This is a genomic window from Pedobacter sp. KBS0701, assembly GCF_005938645.2.
Classification (GTDB): domain Bacteria; phylum Bacteroidota; class Bacteroidia; order Sphingobacteriales; family Sphingobacteriaceae; genus Pedobacter.
On record NZ_CP042171.1, the window covers coordinates 4,769,187 to 4,785,916 of the forward strand.

General features: G+C 37.6%; 13 protein-coding genes. 11 read left to right on the forward strand and 2 right to left on the reverse strand.

Annotated features, from left to right (window positions below; translation table 11 throughout):
* Positions 1 to 1,734, forward strand: a complete 1,734-nt coding sequence (locus tag FFJ24_RS19240) for a glycoside hydrolase family 3 protein (protein ID WP_168202509.1) — start codon at positions 1 to 3, stop codon at positions 1,732 to 1,734.
* 548 nt (positions 1,735 to 2,282) lie between these two features.
* Positions 2,283 to 2,492, forward strand: a complete 210-nt coding sequence (locus tag FFJ24_RS19245; RefSeq protein ID WP_138818797.1) for a hypothetical protein — start codon at positions 2,283 to 2,285, stop codon at positions 2,490 to 2,492.
* A gap of 100 nt (positions 2,493 to 2,592) precedes the next feature.
* Here FFJ24_RS19245 and FFJ24_RS19250 read toward each other — a convergent pair whose 3' ends face one another.
* Positions 2,593 to 3,126 (reverse strand): thioredoxin family protein, encoded by a 534-nt coding sequence (locus tag FFJ24_RS19250; RefSeq protein WP_138818798.1) that lies wholly within the window; start codon positions 3,124 to 3,126, stop codon positions 2,593 to 2,595.
* 251 nt (positions 3,127 to 3,377) lie between these two features.
* On the opposite strand from FFJ24_RS19250, the gene FFJ24_RS19255 reads away from it, so the two are divergent.
* From FFJ24_RS19255 to FFJ24_RS19275, 5 genes are all read left to right on the forward strand, one after another.
* Positions 3,378 to 4,037 (forward strand): TatD family hydrolase, encoded by a 660-nt coding sequence (locus tag FFJ24_RS19255; protein ID WP_138818799.1) that lies wholly within the window; start codon positions 3,378 to 3,380, stop codon positions 4,035 to 4,037.
* A 113-nt stretch (positions 4,038 to 4,150) separates the two neighbouring features.
* Complete coding sequence (locus FFJ24_RS19260) at positions 4,151 to 4,942, forward strand: ThiF family adenylyltransferase (RefSeq protein WP_138818800.1); 792 nt, start codon at positions 4,151 to 4,153, stop codon at positions 4,940 to 4,942.
* 133 nt (positions 4,943 to 5,075) lie between these two features.
* Positions 5,076 to 5,591, forward strand: a complete 516-nt coding sequence (locus tag FFJ24_RS19265) for an endonuclease domain-containing protein (protein ID WP_138818801.1) — start codon at positions 5,076 to 5,078, stop codon at positions 5,589 to 5,591.
* A 101-nt stretch (positions 5,592 to 5,692) separates the two neighbouring features.
* Positions 5,693 to 8,911 carry an exodeoxyribonuclease V subunit beta gene (locus FFJ24_RS19270; RefSeq protein WP_138818802.1) on the forward strand — a complete coding sequence of 1,073 codons (3,219 nt, stop codon included), beginning with the start codon at positions 5,693 to 5,695 and terminating at the stop codon, positions 8,909 to 8,911.
* A gap of 1 nt (position 8,912) precedes the next feature.
* Positions 8,913 to 11,774, forward strand: a complete 2,862-nt coding sequence (locus FFJ24_RS19275; protein ID WP_210419397.1) for a PD-(D/E)XK nuclease family protein — start codon at positions 8,913 to 8,915, stop codon at positions 11,772 to 11,774.
* A gap of 104 nt (positions 11,775 to 11,878) precedes the next feature.
* Here FFJ24_RS19275 and FFJ24_RS19280 read toward each other — a convergent pair whose 3' ends face one another.
* Positions 11,879 to 13,000, reverse strand: a complete 1,122-nt coding sequence (locus FFJ24_RS19280) for an ATP-binding protein (RefSeq protein ID WP_138818803.1) — start codon at positions 12,998 to 13,000, stop codon at positions 11,879 to 11,881.
* 173 nt (positions 13,001 to 13,173) lie between these two features.
* On the opposite strand from FFJ24_RS19280, the gene FFJ24_RS19285 reads away from it, so the two are divergent.
* The 4 genes from FFJ24_RS19285 (at position 13,174) to FFJ24_RS19300 (ending at position 16,332) form a co-directional block, all read left to right on the forward strand.
* Entirely contained in the window at positions 13,174 to 13,731 is a 558-nt protein-coding gene (locus FFJ24_RS19285) for a GNAT family N-acetyltransferase (RefSeq protein WP_138818804.1), read from the forward strand.
* 300 nt (positions 13,732 to 14,031) lie between these two features.
* Positions 14,032 to 15,018, forward strand: coding sequence for a pyruvate dehydrogenase complex E1 component subunit beta (locus tag FFJ24_RS19290; protein ID WP_138818805.1), 987 nt, complete (start codon positions 14,032 to 14,034; stop codon positions 15,016 to 15,018).
* A 331-nt stretch (positions 15,019 to 15,349) separates the two neighbouring features.
* Complete coding sequence (locus tag FFJ24_RS19295) at positions 15,350 to 15,922, forward strand: pentapeptide repeat-containing protein (RefSeq protein ID WP_138818806.1); 573 nt, start codon at positions 15,350 to 15,352, stop codon at positions 15,920 to 15,922.
* A gap of 113 nt (positions 15,923 to 16,035) precedes the next feature.
* Complete coding sequence (locus FFJ24_RS19300) at positions 16,036 to 16,332, forward strand: iron chaperone (RefSeq protein ID WP_246862657.1); 297 nt, start codon at positions 16,036 to 16,038, stop codon at positions 16,330 to 16,332.
* Positions 16,333 to 16,730: the final 398 nt, after the last annotated feature.

Genomic DNA, 16,730 nt, shown 5'->3' on the forward strand with positions numbered 1-16,730 from the left:
ATGATTAATTTAGCAGCTGATACAACAAAACACGTGAGAAGAAATTTATTTATACTTATTGCCCTCTGCGGTACTGCATTTTCTGTAAGTGCACAACAAAAAACCTATTTAGAATTACTGGCCAACCAACCGAAATGGGTGGATTCGGTTTTTAACAAACTTAACCGCCGAGAGCGTATTGCACAGCTATTTTTTGTGCGGGCGCATACCAATCTGGGAAAAAAATATACCGATTCCGTTGGTCAGGTGATTAAAAAAGAGCAATTGGGGGGAGTGATCTTTTTTCAGGGGGGGCCTGGTCGACAGGTTTTAGCCACCAATGCTTATCAAAAACTAAGCAGGGTGCCACTTATTATAGCAAACGATGGCGAATGGGGTTTGGGTATGCGGTTGGATAGTACCATTTCTTATCCTTATCAAATGACTTTAGGGGCCATTCAAAACAAAGAATTATTGTATAAAATGGGTCTTGAAGTGGCCAAAGATTACAAGCGCATGGGGATGCAGATGAATTTAGCTCCTGATGCGGATATCAATAACAACCCCAAAAACCCCGTAATCAATTACCGTTCTTTCGGCGAAAATAAATATAACGTAGCCACTAAAGTTGCCGCTTATATGAAAGGCATGCAGGATGGTGGTTTATTAACCACGTTGAAACATTTTCCTGGTCATGGCGATACTGATGTAGATTCGCACTACGATTTACCGCAACTTACTTTTTCAGCGACTCGCCTGGATACTTTAGAAATGTATCCTTTTAAAGAGCTGATTAAACAAGGTGCCTCAGGCGTGATGATTGCCCACATGAACATTCCATCTTTAGATGCTACACCAAACCTTCCTTCTACCTTATCAAAACCGATTGTTACGGGTATTTTAAAGCAGAAATTAGGCTTTAAAGGTTTGATTATCTCTGATGCGATGGATATGAAAGGCGTTGTAAAATATTTCAAAGATGGTGAAGCCGATTTAATGGGCATCATCGCAGGAAACGATATTATTGAGTTATCTGAAAACAGCGATAGAGCCATTAAACTGGTGCGTAAAGCGGTAAGACAAGATCGTGTGAGCATGGCCGAAATTGACCAAAGCGTGCGTAAGATCTTGACTGCAAAATATTGGGCAGGCTTAGCTAAACGCGATACGGTTGTAACCCAAGGTATTGTTGCAGGTGTAAACCGCAACTCGAGCAATGCATTGGTGCAGGAACTGGCCAATGCATCGGTAACGTTATTAAAAGGTAAAGATTATATCAAGCGACTCATCCCGATCAGAAGAACGGCCATTATCAGCATAGGCGTGCCATCGGTTACCACTTTTCAAAAAGAGGTTTCGAAAGGATATTATAACTCTGTTTATTATGTATTAGATAAGGACGCGACTGCCACACAGATTTCGAACATCGCCCGCGAAATCGGTGCATTTGATCAGGTGATTGTAGGTATTCATGATAGCAGATCACGTCCTGCAAATGGTATTCTCTTAAATTCAGGTGTAAAAAACTTTATTAAAGAGTTATCAGCCAAGAATGCAGTTTTTGCTTTATTTGCCAATCCTTATAACCTGGCTGGCTTATCGGGTTTAGAAAACAGCAAAGGCTTGATAGTAGCTTATCAAAAAGAAGATTTCATGCAGATTTCTGCGGCAGCTGTGATCAATAACAGGTTGGTACCAACAGGTAAATTACCGGTGAGCGTAGCACCATTTTATAAATTTGGTGAGGGGTTATAAAAGACCACAAAGGTACTAAGGCACAAGAATTAGTATTTTGTCATTCTGAGGGGTAATTATGTTATAAAAATCAATATTAGTGACGTATAATTGATTTCTTTTGCCATACAACACGGTCTGGCCTCGGCTCGCCGCCGTCGAAGGGCTCTTTCTTTTTGGCATCAAAAAGACCAGCGGAGCTAGCTTGAATGCCATTAAAAATATAAAACACATGAAAAAACAAAAAATGCCGGCTGAAAATTTTTCTTTTGAAGCCAGTTGTGCGGCCAGAACAGTGCAGCCCGAAAAATTTGTTAGGCCGGATTTAAGTAGAACGGGGATACTGTGCTACGGCCTAGCTGGATGAAAACACGAAAGCATCTAAAGTTTTAACTAATAGTGTTTTATAAAATAACGTCAATGGTAGTACAGCGAAAAATCTTTTGCCACGGAGAACTGTGTATCTGGACATAAGTCTTTTAGCTTTAGTATTTGGACTTTTACCTTTCAGCTTTTCCCAAAACAATTTCGTCTTCAAAACGATTATCTAATGATAAAATCTCAATATTATGATAGATCCAGAAAACGACAATTATTCAAACGATCCGAACGATGCTTTGCGCAGAGAAGACGATGTAGAAAATATCAACGAAATTAGTGGCGATGACACCAGCATTGAGCATAATAAAGATCTGCTGGAACAAGCCGATGAAGCTTCAAGGGCCTCTTATGAGCTAAACCTCGATGATGAGGTAAGCGAAGATGAACTAGATGATTAGTAAGAAAGCCGTCCTGATTTAAAAATCGGGACCGCTTTCTTAATTTTAGGTTTCGGTTTTACCGTTCAGCCTTATACCTTATACCCTCTACCTTAAACCTCTACTTAGCTTTCGCTTTATAGGTTTCAGGATTTACCGCTGTGGTGGTCCAGCCTTTTAAAAACGAGGTGATCTTTTTAACGTCATGTCCAACTTTCTTTTTACCATTGGCAGCAACTTCATCCGTTTCCAAATAAGATGAATTTTCAATGTGCAATACTTTTCCTTTGCCGTCTAAAATCAAAAATACCGGGAAACCAAAACGTTGAGGATATCCTAAGCTAGCTAAAACGGTTTCGTTTTTATTCTCAGGACTGTAATTCACTAAAACGGTTTCAAAATTATCGTTGATGTATTTTTTCAGTGTAGCGGTACTATCAACTAAGTTATGGAACGCGATACACCAGGTGCACCAATTTCCTCCAACCTGTAATAAAACATGTTTATTTTCTTTAGCCGCTTTTGCGACAGCAGCAGCAATTTCTGCTTTGGCATCGGCCTGCGGGTTATAAATATGAACGCCCTCCTTTTTCGCCTGACTAAAAGCTGCAGTCGAAATCAATACAGCAGTTAATAAAATGATTAATTTTTTCATGATTTTAGATGAATAATAATAGCAAATGTAATAAAGTCTACTAATGTTATAGATGATTAGTAAATTCTTTACAGAGCGGAAACATTGGTCATTTTCTGTGCTGTCAGATGTTACCATCTGACAGACTACTAAATTAACAGTAAAAGGTAGCAACTCCATTGATTCAAAATTATTTTTTAAAGTGTCAGATAGAAATATCTGACACCACGACTAAACCTCCGTCCCCACCAAAACATTATCTTTGCTAACCAATGGATTTCCTAGACATACATACCCATAAAGTTGCCACCCAGCCTGGAGTAATCAGCATTCAAAGTTTGTCGTTAACCAACGATATCTTTTTAGCAATGCCCAAAACCAAGCCAATCTCTGTTGGGCTACATCCCTGGTTTGCTAAAATTGATCAGCTCGAAATGCAGATGAAATACCTAAGTGTTGTAGCCAATCAAGCCAATGTAAAACTGATTGGTGAGTGTGGTTTAGATCGGCTAAGAGGCGAAAGTATGGAAAACCAACTTTTTATTCTGGCAAAACAGATCGAACTGGCAGAAAAAATTAATAAACCGTTGATTTTACATTGTGTTAAATGCTTTTCAGAGTTAATTGCCATTAAAGAACGATTAAAAGTTAAAGTACCGATGATTATCCATGGTTTTAACAAAAATGAGCAACTTGGCCAACAACTACTGGATAAGGGTTTCTTTCTTTCCTTTGGAATAACTGTTTTAAAAGAAAATTCAGGCGCAGCTAAACTGATTCAAAGTACCGATCATTTTTTCCTGGAAACTGATGATTCAGATATTTCGATTGAAGAAATTTACCAGGCCGCAGCCATTTTAAAAAAATGTACAGTTGATGAACTTAAAGCTCGTATTTTTGCTGACTGGAATAAATTGAATTTAAAAAACTAGCCACGGAAAAAGTTTACTTCGTAGCTAAAATATAGTTAAAAAAAACCATCGAGTTGCAAGATAAACTAAATCTGTGTTCATCCTTTTTCATCTGTGGTTAAATATAAAATGATATGTCTGATGTTAGCTGGCTTTCGCGCTCTGCCCTCCTTGTTGGGAATGATGGAATAGATAAACTTCAATCGAAACACATTTTGGTGATCGGTTTGGGTGGCGTAGGCTCATTTGCTGCCGAATTTATCTGCCGTTCGGGTATTGGCGAAATGACTATTGTTGATGGTGACGTGGTAGATCCAACCAACCGGAACAGGCAACTGCCCGCTTTAGCCACCAACCATGGCGTAAGTAAAGCTGCAATCATGCAGGAACGTTTGTTGGCTATTAATCCTGATTTAAAGCTCCATGTGGTAAATACCTTTCTTACTCCTGAAAAATGCAGGGAAATTTTAGAATCGAAATTCGACTACATTATGGATTGCATTGATAGTGTGATGCCTAAAATTACTTTGTTGGGAACTGCTTTAGAAAAAAACATCCCAATCGTGAGTTCGATGGGGGCCGGTGGTAAAATGGATCCAACACGTTTAAGGATTACGCTTCTTCCTGATACTTATCAATGTGTATTTGCCAGTTATGTGCGCAAAAGGTTGAATAAACTCCCTAATGCAGCAAAAATAAAAGCAGTTTTTTCTACAGAAGAAATGGATAAAAACTCCATGATCATGACCGATGGAAGTAATTTCAAACGTTCTGCTTATGGTACAGTCTCTTACCTGCCCGCAGCTTTTGGCGGTGCATGTGCATCGGTGGTCATCCGCGATTTGCTTGGCCTACCCATCGAAATGGCCGAACGTCCTGCAAGGATCAGTCATAAAACACTTAATAAGAGGAAAAGTAAAAAATAGAAGTTGAATTGTTGATATCCTGATTTCGTGAAGATTTTAAATTGTTGTAAGTTAGGGTAGGTGAATACCAGGTGTAACTATAACTGCCCTGCGGGCACCTCCCAATTTTATATCGGGGGAATAAAACCAAAAAATGCAAAAGAAAACTAACACCCATGCCAATTTAGGCATCCGGCATTTCCCTCTCCCAGAGGGGTGTCCGCAGGACGGGGTGTTAAAAAAGAATTTGCAAAATGAGATTATAGTAGATGGCACGATTATAACCACAGTGCCCATTACTGATTTACCTTATCAACCTCGATTAAAAGAAAGAGCAAAAGCACTTCGGCAAGCCGGAAATTTACCAGAAGTCTTATTTTTGATGCAGGTAACCAAAAAGCGATTTCATAAAATAGATTTTGACAGGCAGCGTATAATCGGAAATTACATTGTTGATTTTTATATCAAGCGGCTTGGCTTAATAATAGAAATTGAAGGCAGTAGTCATGATGATAAACAAATTTACGATGAACTAAGAGAAGAGAATTTAATTTCATTAGGATTAAAAATATATCGGATTACGGTTGATGATGTCATGAAACAAATGGATTTTGTAATCATAGCCTTGGAAGAGTATATTATTAAAGAATATGGGATTATTCCTCCTTAATAAATCATCTAAAAGTTTTGATAAAACAATTCAATATTATAAACTAAAGCCACCCCGCCCTACTGGCACCCCTCCAAAGGAGGGGGAATTAATAAAACGATATGTCCCAACCCCTCAAAATTCTTCAAGCCTCCGCAGGTTCAGGTAAAACGTTCAGTTTAACTGCACATTACCTCACTTTGCTATTTAGTGGCGACAATAAATACCGCGAAATTTTAGCTGTAACCTTTACCAATAAGGCCACTGAAGAAATGAAAAACCGGATTCTGGAGGTATTGTTAGGGTTGGCAAAAGGCAATCCATCAAAAAAAATCGATGATTATCGGAAACTCATTTTAATCGCCTATCCGATATTAAGCCCGCAGGAACTGCAGTTCAAAGCAGATAAAATTTACCGCAAAATTTTGCACGACTACAGCCGTTTTTCGGTGAGCACCATTGATGGTTTCGTGCAAAAAGTAATCCGTGGCTTTGCATTCGAACTGGGCCTTAATGCCGATTATAATTTAGAAATGAATTATGATAAGGTGAAAGATGATCTCGTAAATAAACTGGATGAAGCTTTAGATCATAACAAACAGCTTTTGCAATGGATTATCGATTTGGCCATCGAACGCATCAGCGACAATAAAAGCTGGAATTATAAGTTCGAACTCTATAACCTGATCGGGGAAATATTTTCTGAACGTTTCCAGATTTTTGAAGATGCGGTTAATGCTATAGGTTTAGAAAACATCGACGAATTATTTAAAAAATATATTAGTGTTACCAAGGCAGAAATTAAAAAATTTGAGGAGGAACTGGTTTCGCTGGCAACCGAAGCCAACGAAGCTTTAAATGTGATTGGCGTAGAAACGGAACACCTGAAAGGGAAATCAAGAAGTCCGCTGGCTAAAATTATCTTGGTCGCCAGGGGCGATTTTTCGAAGATTGAACCGCTTTTCAATTTAATCGATGAGCCAGATGAGTGGTTTCAGAAGAATGCAAACTTCCCTGAAGCCTATGATACGGTAAATCCAATTCTTCAAAAGTTAAAAACGTATTATTTAACGCATTTACCGAATTATAGTCTGGCCATTGCCTTTAATAAAAATCTCTATTATTTAAGGTTGATGCAGGAAATTGCAGTGTTGTTGAAAGAATACAGGGCAGAAAATGATAACCTGCTAATCAGCGATGCCCAAAAACTGATTTCGGGAATTACTGAAGATGCAGGTGATAATCCTTCTTTCATCTGGGAAAAAGTCGGCAACCGTTACCGCAATTTTTTGTTTGATGAATTTCAGGATACTTCTACCAGTCAGTGGGGAAGTTTCAAATCATTGTTGACAAATGCCATGGCCACGCCAAGTCAGGATCTGATCGATCACCTGATTGTTGGCGATACTAAACAATCCATTTACCGCTGGCGTAATGGCGACTGGAACATCCTGCATAAACATGCCAAGTTAGATGTTGGTGCTGAAAATGTATTGGAAGAAAGTTTAGAAGAGAACTACCGGAGCGCGGAAAACATCATCACTTTTAATAATTTCCTCTACAAAGCCATTCCGCTTACCTTACAGAATGAGTTGAATGAAAATCTGGCTACCAAACCCGAAAGTATTTCCGAATGGTGGCAAGAGCAGCATTATCAGCAGATTATTACCGATATTTATAGCGGATCAACCCAAAATTTCGCTACTAATACGCTAAAAGGTGGAACTATAAAAATCAAAAAGTTTGGTAAAGATCATGCCCCAAATGAAGCACGCTTTACTGAAACTGTTTTTAGGGATATTGCTCTGGATGATATTGTTGAAGAAATAAACCACCTCAAAAATGAGCAGCTATATGCATTAAAAGACATTGCCATTTTGGTACGTTCAAACAGCGAAGCTTTATTAACTGTTAAAAAATTAATGGAGCACAAATTGCCTGTTTTATCGGGCGATGCCTTACTGATTTCGAATAACTCGGCCATACAACTCATCGTTAACACCTTAAAAGTACTGATTGGTTTAGAAACTCAAACGGCTCTTTACAAAGCCAATTGTATAGCACTTTATCATTCTTTGCACGAAAAAGATATTGATGCCAATTATTACCTTAACCTCACCAATAGACCACTCCATACACTTACAGCAGTTTTGCCCGTTGCTTTATGCGAAAACTGGCAAAGTTGGTTACAGCTTCCCTTACCTGAACTGGTTGAAATTTTGATTGAAAGTTATGGCTTAAAAAACCTAACGGCCAACCTACCCTATCTGTTAGCATTTAGAGACCTCACAGCTTCTGCCGGAAAATTGGGCGAAAAAGGTATAATTTCGTTTCTAACCTGGTGGGAAGAAGACGGCGTTAAAAAATCATTGCCATCGCCTGAAGGTGCTGATGCGATACAGATTATTACTATTCACAAATCGAAAGGTTTAGCTTTTAGGGCTGTTTTTGTTCCCTTTTGTAATTGGGAGATCAAAGGCAAACCCAATGCCACTTTCTGGGTTTCATCGGAAGAAACGGTGTATAAAGAATTGAAAGGCATTCCTTTAAAATATAATGAAGCATTGGCCGATTCGGCAATTGCTAAGGCCTATTACGAAGAGCTTCTTTATAACAATATGGATGCGCTCAACATGCTTTATGTGGCAACCACACGATCCAAAGATTACCTCTACATTGCTACAATGACTAAAAAGGAATTGAAACTATCTAACATGGGTGATGTAATTAATTTCACTTTTGATGAGCAGTTTGATGAAAACGGTGTGTACGAAATTATAGAACCTGTAATTGTCGAAAGTAAATCTGAAGAATCGAATTTTATTAATTTAAATAGTTATCCAACCACAACCCGTTTGTCGGAACTCTATGTTCCTTCAGCGGAAAAACATCTAAAACACCTGGTCAATATTGAAAAATCAGGGAGAAAAGGTTCCTTACTACACGATATCCTGGCCAGTGCAAGTAATACAAAAGAAGTAGAAGATTATGCGATAAACCTGGTTTTGCAGGGCATTATCAAAGAAGAAGAAAAACAGCAATTAATTAATTCAGCACTTGAAGTGTTGAACAACCCAGAGCTCAAAGAAATTTTAGACAAAGCAAGTGAAAGTATTGTAGAAAAAAACATCATTGATGCCAATGGGAAACTGCACCGTCCTGATCGGGTATTGATCAACACCTATGAAGTAATTATCCTCGATTATAAATTTACGTTGGAAGAAAGCGATAAACACATCGAACAGGTAAATAATTACAAAATCTTACTTACTGAAATGGGTTATCAAAATATCAAAACCTATCTTTTTTACGCAGTTAAAGGGAAATTGAAATTAGTATAATATGCAGATAAAACCATTTTTACAGGAAGTTGCTGAAGATTTAGTTGCCCGGTTTGGAAATCAGCTGGAAAACTGTGCCATCGTTTTTAATAACAAACGTCCATCTGCATATTTGCAGAAACACTTTGCCGATATTATTGGGAAACCATTTTTCAGTCCTTCATTTTTTACCATACAGGAATTCTTTGCAAGTTCTACCAGTTATAAAATAGCCGATTTTTACCTGCAGTTTTTCACCCTTCATAGAATTTATAACCAACTGCTCGCAGAAGAGAAGCTGGAAAATATATCAAGTCACAAGTTTTTCCCTTTAGCAAAGATCATCTTAAGTGATTTCAACCAGATTGATGCCGATCTGGTACATGCTGAAAAACTATACCGCGACTTGGAAGATATATCGGTCATTAATAAAGATTTTGATTATTTAAGCCCGGAGCAATATGAGTTTCTTGCACAGTTCTGGACTTCCTATTCAGAAGGAAAACATAAAAAACAGCAGGAACTGTTCATCAAGATGTGGCGCAGGATGCCCAAGCTTTACCATAAATATCACGTTACGCTTAAAGAGCAAGGTTATTTAACTAATGGTTCGGTTTACCGTTACCTGGCGGATGATATTACTAATCACCAGGAGTTTATTTCCAATTTTGATAAAGGGAAGATTATTTTCGTAGGTTTTAATGCTTTGAGTAGTGCCGAGGCTAAAATATTCACCCAACTACAGGAGGCAGGAAAAGCATTGTTCTATTTTGATGCCGACACCTATTATTTAGATGACGTTTCGCAGGAAGCAGGTTTGTTTTTGCGTAAAAACATCAACCAGCTTGGATTGAAAAATGAATTTGCAGGGCAGGAAAGTTTAATGAAATCAGCCTCGCACAATGTAAATGTTTTTAAGGTCCAGGGGCAATCGGCACAGGCCAAAATCCTGAACAACATTTTAGCAGATGATTATACAGCAGCCGAAACTGTTGGAAAAACAGTAGTGGTTTTGGCTGATGAAAGCCTGTTGATCCCTACGCTGCAAACGATTCCAACTCACCTGAATGGAAAAGAAATCGACCTCAACGTAACTATGGGTTTCGCTTTATCAACCTCGAGTATTTTTGGCCTGGTTGATTTATGGCTGGGGAGCCAGTTGGAGATTTTACAGCGGGATAAAGTAAGCTACAAAAATGTAGAGGCTTTTTTAACCCATCCTTTAACAGGCCTTACCCAAAAAATGCGGGATAAAATTTTAACCGCTTTGTTGGAAGAAAACCAGGTAGAGATCGACCATAAACGTCTGTTACGCCAAAGTGGATTGTTTGAAACTTTTTATAAAAAAATCGATGATCCGCAGCATGTGGTCACCAATTTACTGGATGTGCTGGATTATGTGTTAACCCGTTTATCCAACGCAAAAACGCTTAAAAAAATCGATGCAGAACTTTTTGTAAAAACCATACAGGAGTTAAACCGTTTGCATGATACCTTTAGCAACCATATTGGTAAAGAAGAAATCCCTTTTGTAATTTACCTCGTTCAAAAATCGCTACAGGCCATTGCAGTACCGCTTTCAGGAGATCCGCTGAATGGGATACAAGTAATGGGGTTGCTTGAAACCAGGAACTTGAACTTCGATAAAGTGGTCATTTTAGGTTTTAACGAAGGCATTATTCCAAAATCATCCATTGGCAATAGTTTCATTCCAGACTCTATACGTCGCGTTTATGGCCTCCCAGTTCTCGAAAATCTGGATGCCATTTCCTCTTACATGGTATACCGTCTATTACAGAAAGCTAAGAATATCAATTTTGTCTATAATAGCTTAACTGACGAATCTACTTCGGGCGAAGCCAGCAGGATCTTAAAACAACTTGAGTACGAAAGCGGTTTCGATTTTGAATATAACGAACTTAATCTCGAGGTAAAAACTGAACCTTTTAAAGAAGTAAAGATCGAAAAGACCAATAATGCCCTTATCCAGGAAACACTTCAAAAATACCTCGATAAAAAGAAAGTGCTTTCGCCATCGGCACTTACCCAATACATTTCCAACCCGATAGATTTCTTTTTCAATTACATTGCAGGTATTAAAGAGCCTAAAGAGATCAGTGCAGTGGTAGAAGCCAACGAAATTGGTTCAATTCTACACAAAGTGATGGAGTATTTTTATGAGGATTTAAGGTCTGCTGAAATTACAGCAGAGCGGATTAAAGAGAAAAGGAAACAAATTCCTGCTTTTATACAAAAAGCCTTTAATGCCGTGATGTTTAAAAATCCAGATACGGTGATGGAATATAAGGGCATGCAAAAGGTAATTTTATCAATTGTAGATGCTTATGTAAACATCATTTTAAACCAGGATGAAGCTCAAACGCCATTCAACATCATTAGTCTGGAGCAAAAAGTAGAGGCCGAAATAAGTTTCCCGCTTAAAGGAAAAGAAGCCAGCGTAAAGATATTTGGTTTTATTGATCGTGTTGATGTAAAGGATGGGGTAACTAAAATTATTGATTACAAAACCGGAAGTGATAAGTTAACCTTTAAGGATGTACCTGAACTTTTCAACTCAGACGGAAAGCATATTAACAAAGCCTTGGTTCAAACCCTATTGTACACATACGCTTATGAACAGTTCTCTGGCAAAAGCTTCGTCGAACCTAATTTATATGTAGTAAAAACAATGAGCGCAGATGGCGTTTGGTTTAAATCGGGCAGGCAAAATCTGTCCGGCGCCTATCTGGAAGAAATTAAACCCGAATTTCTTGCCGAACTAAGAAAAAAACTGACCGAACTTTTCGAAGCACCTTATTTCGTAGCCAGTGCTGTTGAGGATAATTACAAATATTCTATTTATAAAACTTTATTTGGGAAATAATTAAAAGCAAAAAAATGTCTAAATAGAACTTTTTTCAACATCTTACTGGCAGGAACGTAAGTAGTCTATTTAAATAAGGGTATATTTTTAAATGGCATGCTGGTTTATAAAAATTCCCAGTAATTATCCCTATTGATAACATGTGCTGCCTCAGGAACATATTTTTCCATAAAAGCATTAGGAAACTTTACTTTTACTTTAGGATTCCATTTTAGCTCAAAAACTGTTATTTTGTTATCCTGTTCCTCAATATAATCTATTTCTGTTTTACTTACGGTTCGCCAAAAATAAGTATTACCATAAAAGCCACTATAGGCCAGGTTTTTTTTCCGTTCACTTATAATAAAGTTTTCCCACAAGGCACCGATATCATTACGTTGAGCAATCGGCGAAAAATTATTAATGATGCTGTTTCTGATCCCATTATCATAAAAATAGATTTTCCGGGAAGAGCTAATCTCATTTCTTAAATTTCGGGCCAAAGGATTTAAGCGAAAGACCACAAATGATTTTTCAAGCAGATCTATGTAATTGTTAACCGTTGCCTTGTCAATACCTACAGTTTGGGCAAGCTCATTATAAGAAACCTCATTTCCCACCTGCCAGGCAAGGGCCTGCAAAAGTTTTAAAAGCGCATCCGGTCGACGAATACCACCCGCTTCTAAAATATCCTTATATAGATAACTTCCAGCAAGATTATTTAATATTTCTATCGCATTTTCGCTATGATTAATTACGTCAGGATACATGCCAGTTATCAAAAATTCCTCTAAACGTGGGTGAATTTTGGCAAAGGAATATTGATCCTTCAATTCCCTCCAAGACAAAGGATATAATCTGTACTCCCACTTACGACCTGTAAGAGGTTCATTAATCTGACTTGCAATTTCCAACGCTGAAGAACCAGATATAAAGAACTGAACATCTTTGTTAGCGTCAATGATCATCTTTGCAGTTAAGCCTATATTTTCAAGTCGCTGTGCCTCATCAAATACAACAACCTTAACCTCGCCGATAAAAGTATTAATAAAGGCTTGTGTTGGATTGTTCCATAATAGTCTTACGCCAGGGTCATCTCCATTGATGTAGAGATAATCACTAGTTAAAGAGCCAGCGATTTTATTAATCAGCGTAGTTTTACCTACCTGTCTTGGACCAAGTACAACTATTGCTTTTTTGAAATCAACTTTACTCTCTAAAGTTTGTTGCAGTGCTCTTCTAATCATAAATCCTATCAATTCCCCAAATATAGTTGTTTTTGGAGAATATAATCCCCAAATATAGCTATATTTAGGGATTAGTAGATTAAAAGAGATTTAGGAATTACCTTATACCTTGAGAAATCTGGGGATAATTGTTTTTTTATTCTCGTTTTTTTGCTTAAAGCTTATCTTTAAAAATGCTAACCTTAAATTTCACAAATTTTCCCATACTCGAAACCGAGCGCTTAATCCTCCGCGAACACGATCTGGCCGATGCTGAAGCACTTTTTGCCATGCGCACTAACGAAACGGTAATGAAATATATTGACAGGGAAAGGCCAAAAGATATTTTTGAAGTCAAAGATTTTATTTCCCGTTTCAGAAATGGTTATGAAAATGGCGACAACCTGGCCTGGGTAATTGCTTTAAAAGAAAACCCCAAACAGATGATTGGCTCTGTGGGTTATTGGCGAACCGATTTTGCCAACCACCGCGCAGAAATAGGTTATATGCTCCACCCTGATTATTGGAGAAAGGGAATTATCTCTGAAGCACTAAAAAAATCAATTGATTTTGGCTTTAATGAGGTTAATTTGCATACCATTAGTGCAAACATCAATGTAGGAAACAATGCCTCAAGACAGATGCTGCTTAAACATGGCTTTGTAAAAGAAGCACATTTTAAACAGGATTATTACTTCAGGGGGCAGTTTTTGGATAGTGAGATTTACGGGTTGTTAAATCCAAATCATTAAATCAACGAAGTTAAAAATATTAAACTGAAGCGGGTCAGCTTTCCTTTTCAATCAACTACAACCATATTATTCCTTTTGGAGAAGATATTTCGAAAAAAGAATAGGCTTTGATATAAAAAGCTTAACAAAAACGCAATTGCCCAATATTATTTCTTCTTTAATGGAATTAGCAACAAATGAAACTTAAAAAACTTCAAATAATCGATCAAAACACTTATAATTATTACAAAACATAGGCATTTTAGCCTTTGGTTTCAAAGCGATTAATAATTATATTTGCCCCCGTTATAAAAATTTACAATGAGAGAAATCCAATTTAGAGAAGCACTACGCGAAGCCATGAGCGAAGAAATGCGCAAAGATGACCGCGTTTTTTTATTAGGTGAAGAAGTAGCAGAATATAACGGTGCGTACAAAGTAAGTCAGGGTATGCTTGATGAATTTGGTGCAAAACGAATTATCGATACCCCGATTGCAGAATTAGGTTTTGCAGGTATTGCAACTGGTGCCGCAACAGCTGGCCTTGTTCCAATTGTGGAGTTCATGACATTTAACTTCTCTTTAGTTGCGATCGATCAGATTATCAACGGAGCAGCTAAAATCTTATCAATGAGTGGCGGTCAGTTCTCATGTCCAATGGTTTTCCGTGGTCCAACAGGTAACGCAGGCCAATTAGGTGCGCAACACTCTCAAAACTTCGAAAACTGGTTTGCAAATACTCCAGGGTTAAAAGTTGTTGTTCCGGCTACTCCTTATGATGCAAAAGGTTTATTAAAACAATCAATTATAGATCCGGATCCGGTTATTTTCATGGAATCGGAAGTAATGTACGGCGATAAGGGTGATGTTCCTGCAGAAGAATACTATATCGAACTTGGTAAAGCTAAAGTAACTAAAGAAGGTACAGATGTAACCATCGTAACTTTTGGTAAAATGTTAACACGCGTTGTAAACCCTGCGGTAGAAGAATTAGCAAAAGAGGGGATCAACGTAGAAGTTATTGATTTACGTACTGTACGTCCTATCGATTACGATACCATTATTACATCCGTTAAGAAAACAAACCGTTTGGTTGTGGTAGAAGAGGCTTGGCCATTGGCATCTCTTTCTGGCGAGATCGCTTTCATGGTACAGAAACATGCATTCGATTATTTAGATGCACCAGTTTTACGTATTACCTGTGCAGATGTTCCACTTCCATATTCACCAACTTTAATTGCAGCAAGCTTACCAAATGCTGAACGTGTAGTTAAAGCGGTAAAAGAAGTGATGTACGTTAAAAAATAATTATCAGTCTAAGCATGTCAAAGACCAAAACATATAAAATCCTCCAAAGCAATTTGGGGGATTTTTTTATTCCCCTCTATCAGAGGGCTGCCCAACGGGCGGGGGAGTCCCTTATATCCTAAATAAAATTTAGATCTTTATGAAAAGCAAAGCCTGTAATTCTTCGGCAATATCAGCCCCGCTATTCGCTTCAAAGCCTTGGTTCGTTCCTCACCTCCGGGTTTTACGCTACTATCGGGTTCATTGACAAGGGCATTTAATCTTGAGATAAAAACCTGCGAGGTTTCCAAACTAATATTTTTATCTTAGCTATACCCATTAAATTTTTCTCATGCCCGAATACATAGCCGATCAAACATTCGAAAAAGCCAATTTTACTATACGTCCACTTCCAAAAGCAGAATACGAAAACTGTAAATTCATCAATTGCGATTTTTCCAGTTCAGATTTAAGCGGTGTAAAATTTTTAGATTGCCAATTCATTTCCTGCAATTTAAGTTTGGCGGATTTAACCAAAACATCGTTGATCGATGCTGATTTCCAGAATTGCAAAATGCTTGGTTTAAGGTTAGATAACTGTAACGATTTCGGCCTCGCGTTTAGTTTTACCAACTGCAAATTAGATCATTCCTCGTTCTATAAATTAAAATTAAAAAAAACCAATTTCAAAAACTCACAATTACATGAAGTTGATTTCTCTGAATGCGACTTAACCAGCGCAGTACTCAACAATTGCGATTTATTAAAAGCTACTTTTGATAGAACAATACTCGAAAAGGCAGATTTTAGAACGGCTTACAATTATTCCATAGACCCGGATAACAACAGGATCAAAAAAGCAAGATTTTCAAAATCCGGTCTTGCAGGCTTATTGTACAGATACGATATCCAGATCAGCGAATAACTTTTAATAATTTTCTGTAAATTCAGTTTATGAAACCGACTGATATAGGGTGACAAAAACCCGAGAACATCGATCAATATATCGCTACTTTCCCTGTTGAAACACAAAAACTATTGCAAAAAGTCCGCGAAACTATCCATAAAGCGGTACCTGCCGCAAAAGAAGTGATCAGCTACGGTATGCCTGCTTTTAAACAGCATGCAGTTTTGGTGTATTTTGCAGGTTATGACAAACATATTGGCTTTTATCCAACCGGATCGGGCATCGAAGCTTTTAATAATGAATTTATCGATTATAAATGGAGCAAAGGTGCTGTTCAGTTTCCTTTGGATAAGCCCCTGCCCCTGGATTTGATTACAAGAATTACTAAGTTTAAAGCGGAGCGGGATTTTGAAAAAGCTAAGAAATAAGAAAGCGTAACATCTTACTGTTAATATTTTCCTCTGATAAAATTTATTTTTTTCTACTCTTTTTCCCGGCAGTCTTTTCGGTATGCTCAGTCTCTAAATAATTTTTTCCATTTTCCGACTTTATCCAGGCATATCTAGCGGTCACACAATGAGGACAAAAATATTTTCTAATGGGAAGAAAAAAAAGCACATTTTTGATCAGCCAAGGTCTGGGGATTTGATAGTGGTACTGCGTGTTGCATTTCCAACATCGGGGATATGAATTAGACATTAGTTTATTATTAATTTATTTGGTTAGCCCAATCAATAAAATACAAATATTGTGCCAATAGTAAATCATTTAAGTTGTGTTTACGTCTAATAAATAAGTCAAAAACTTCTGATTAGGTAAATTTTGA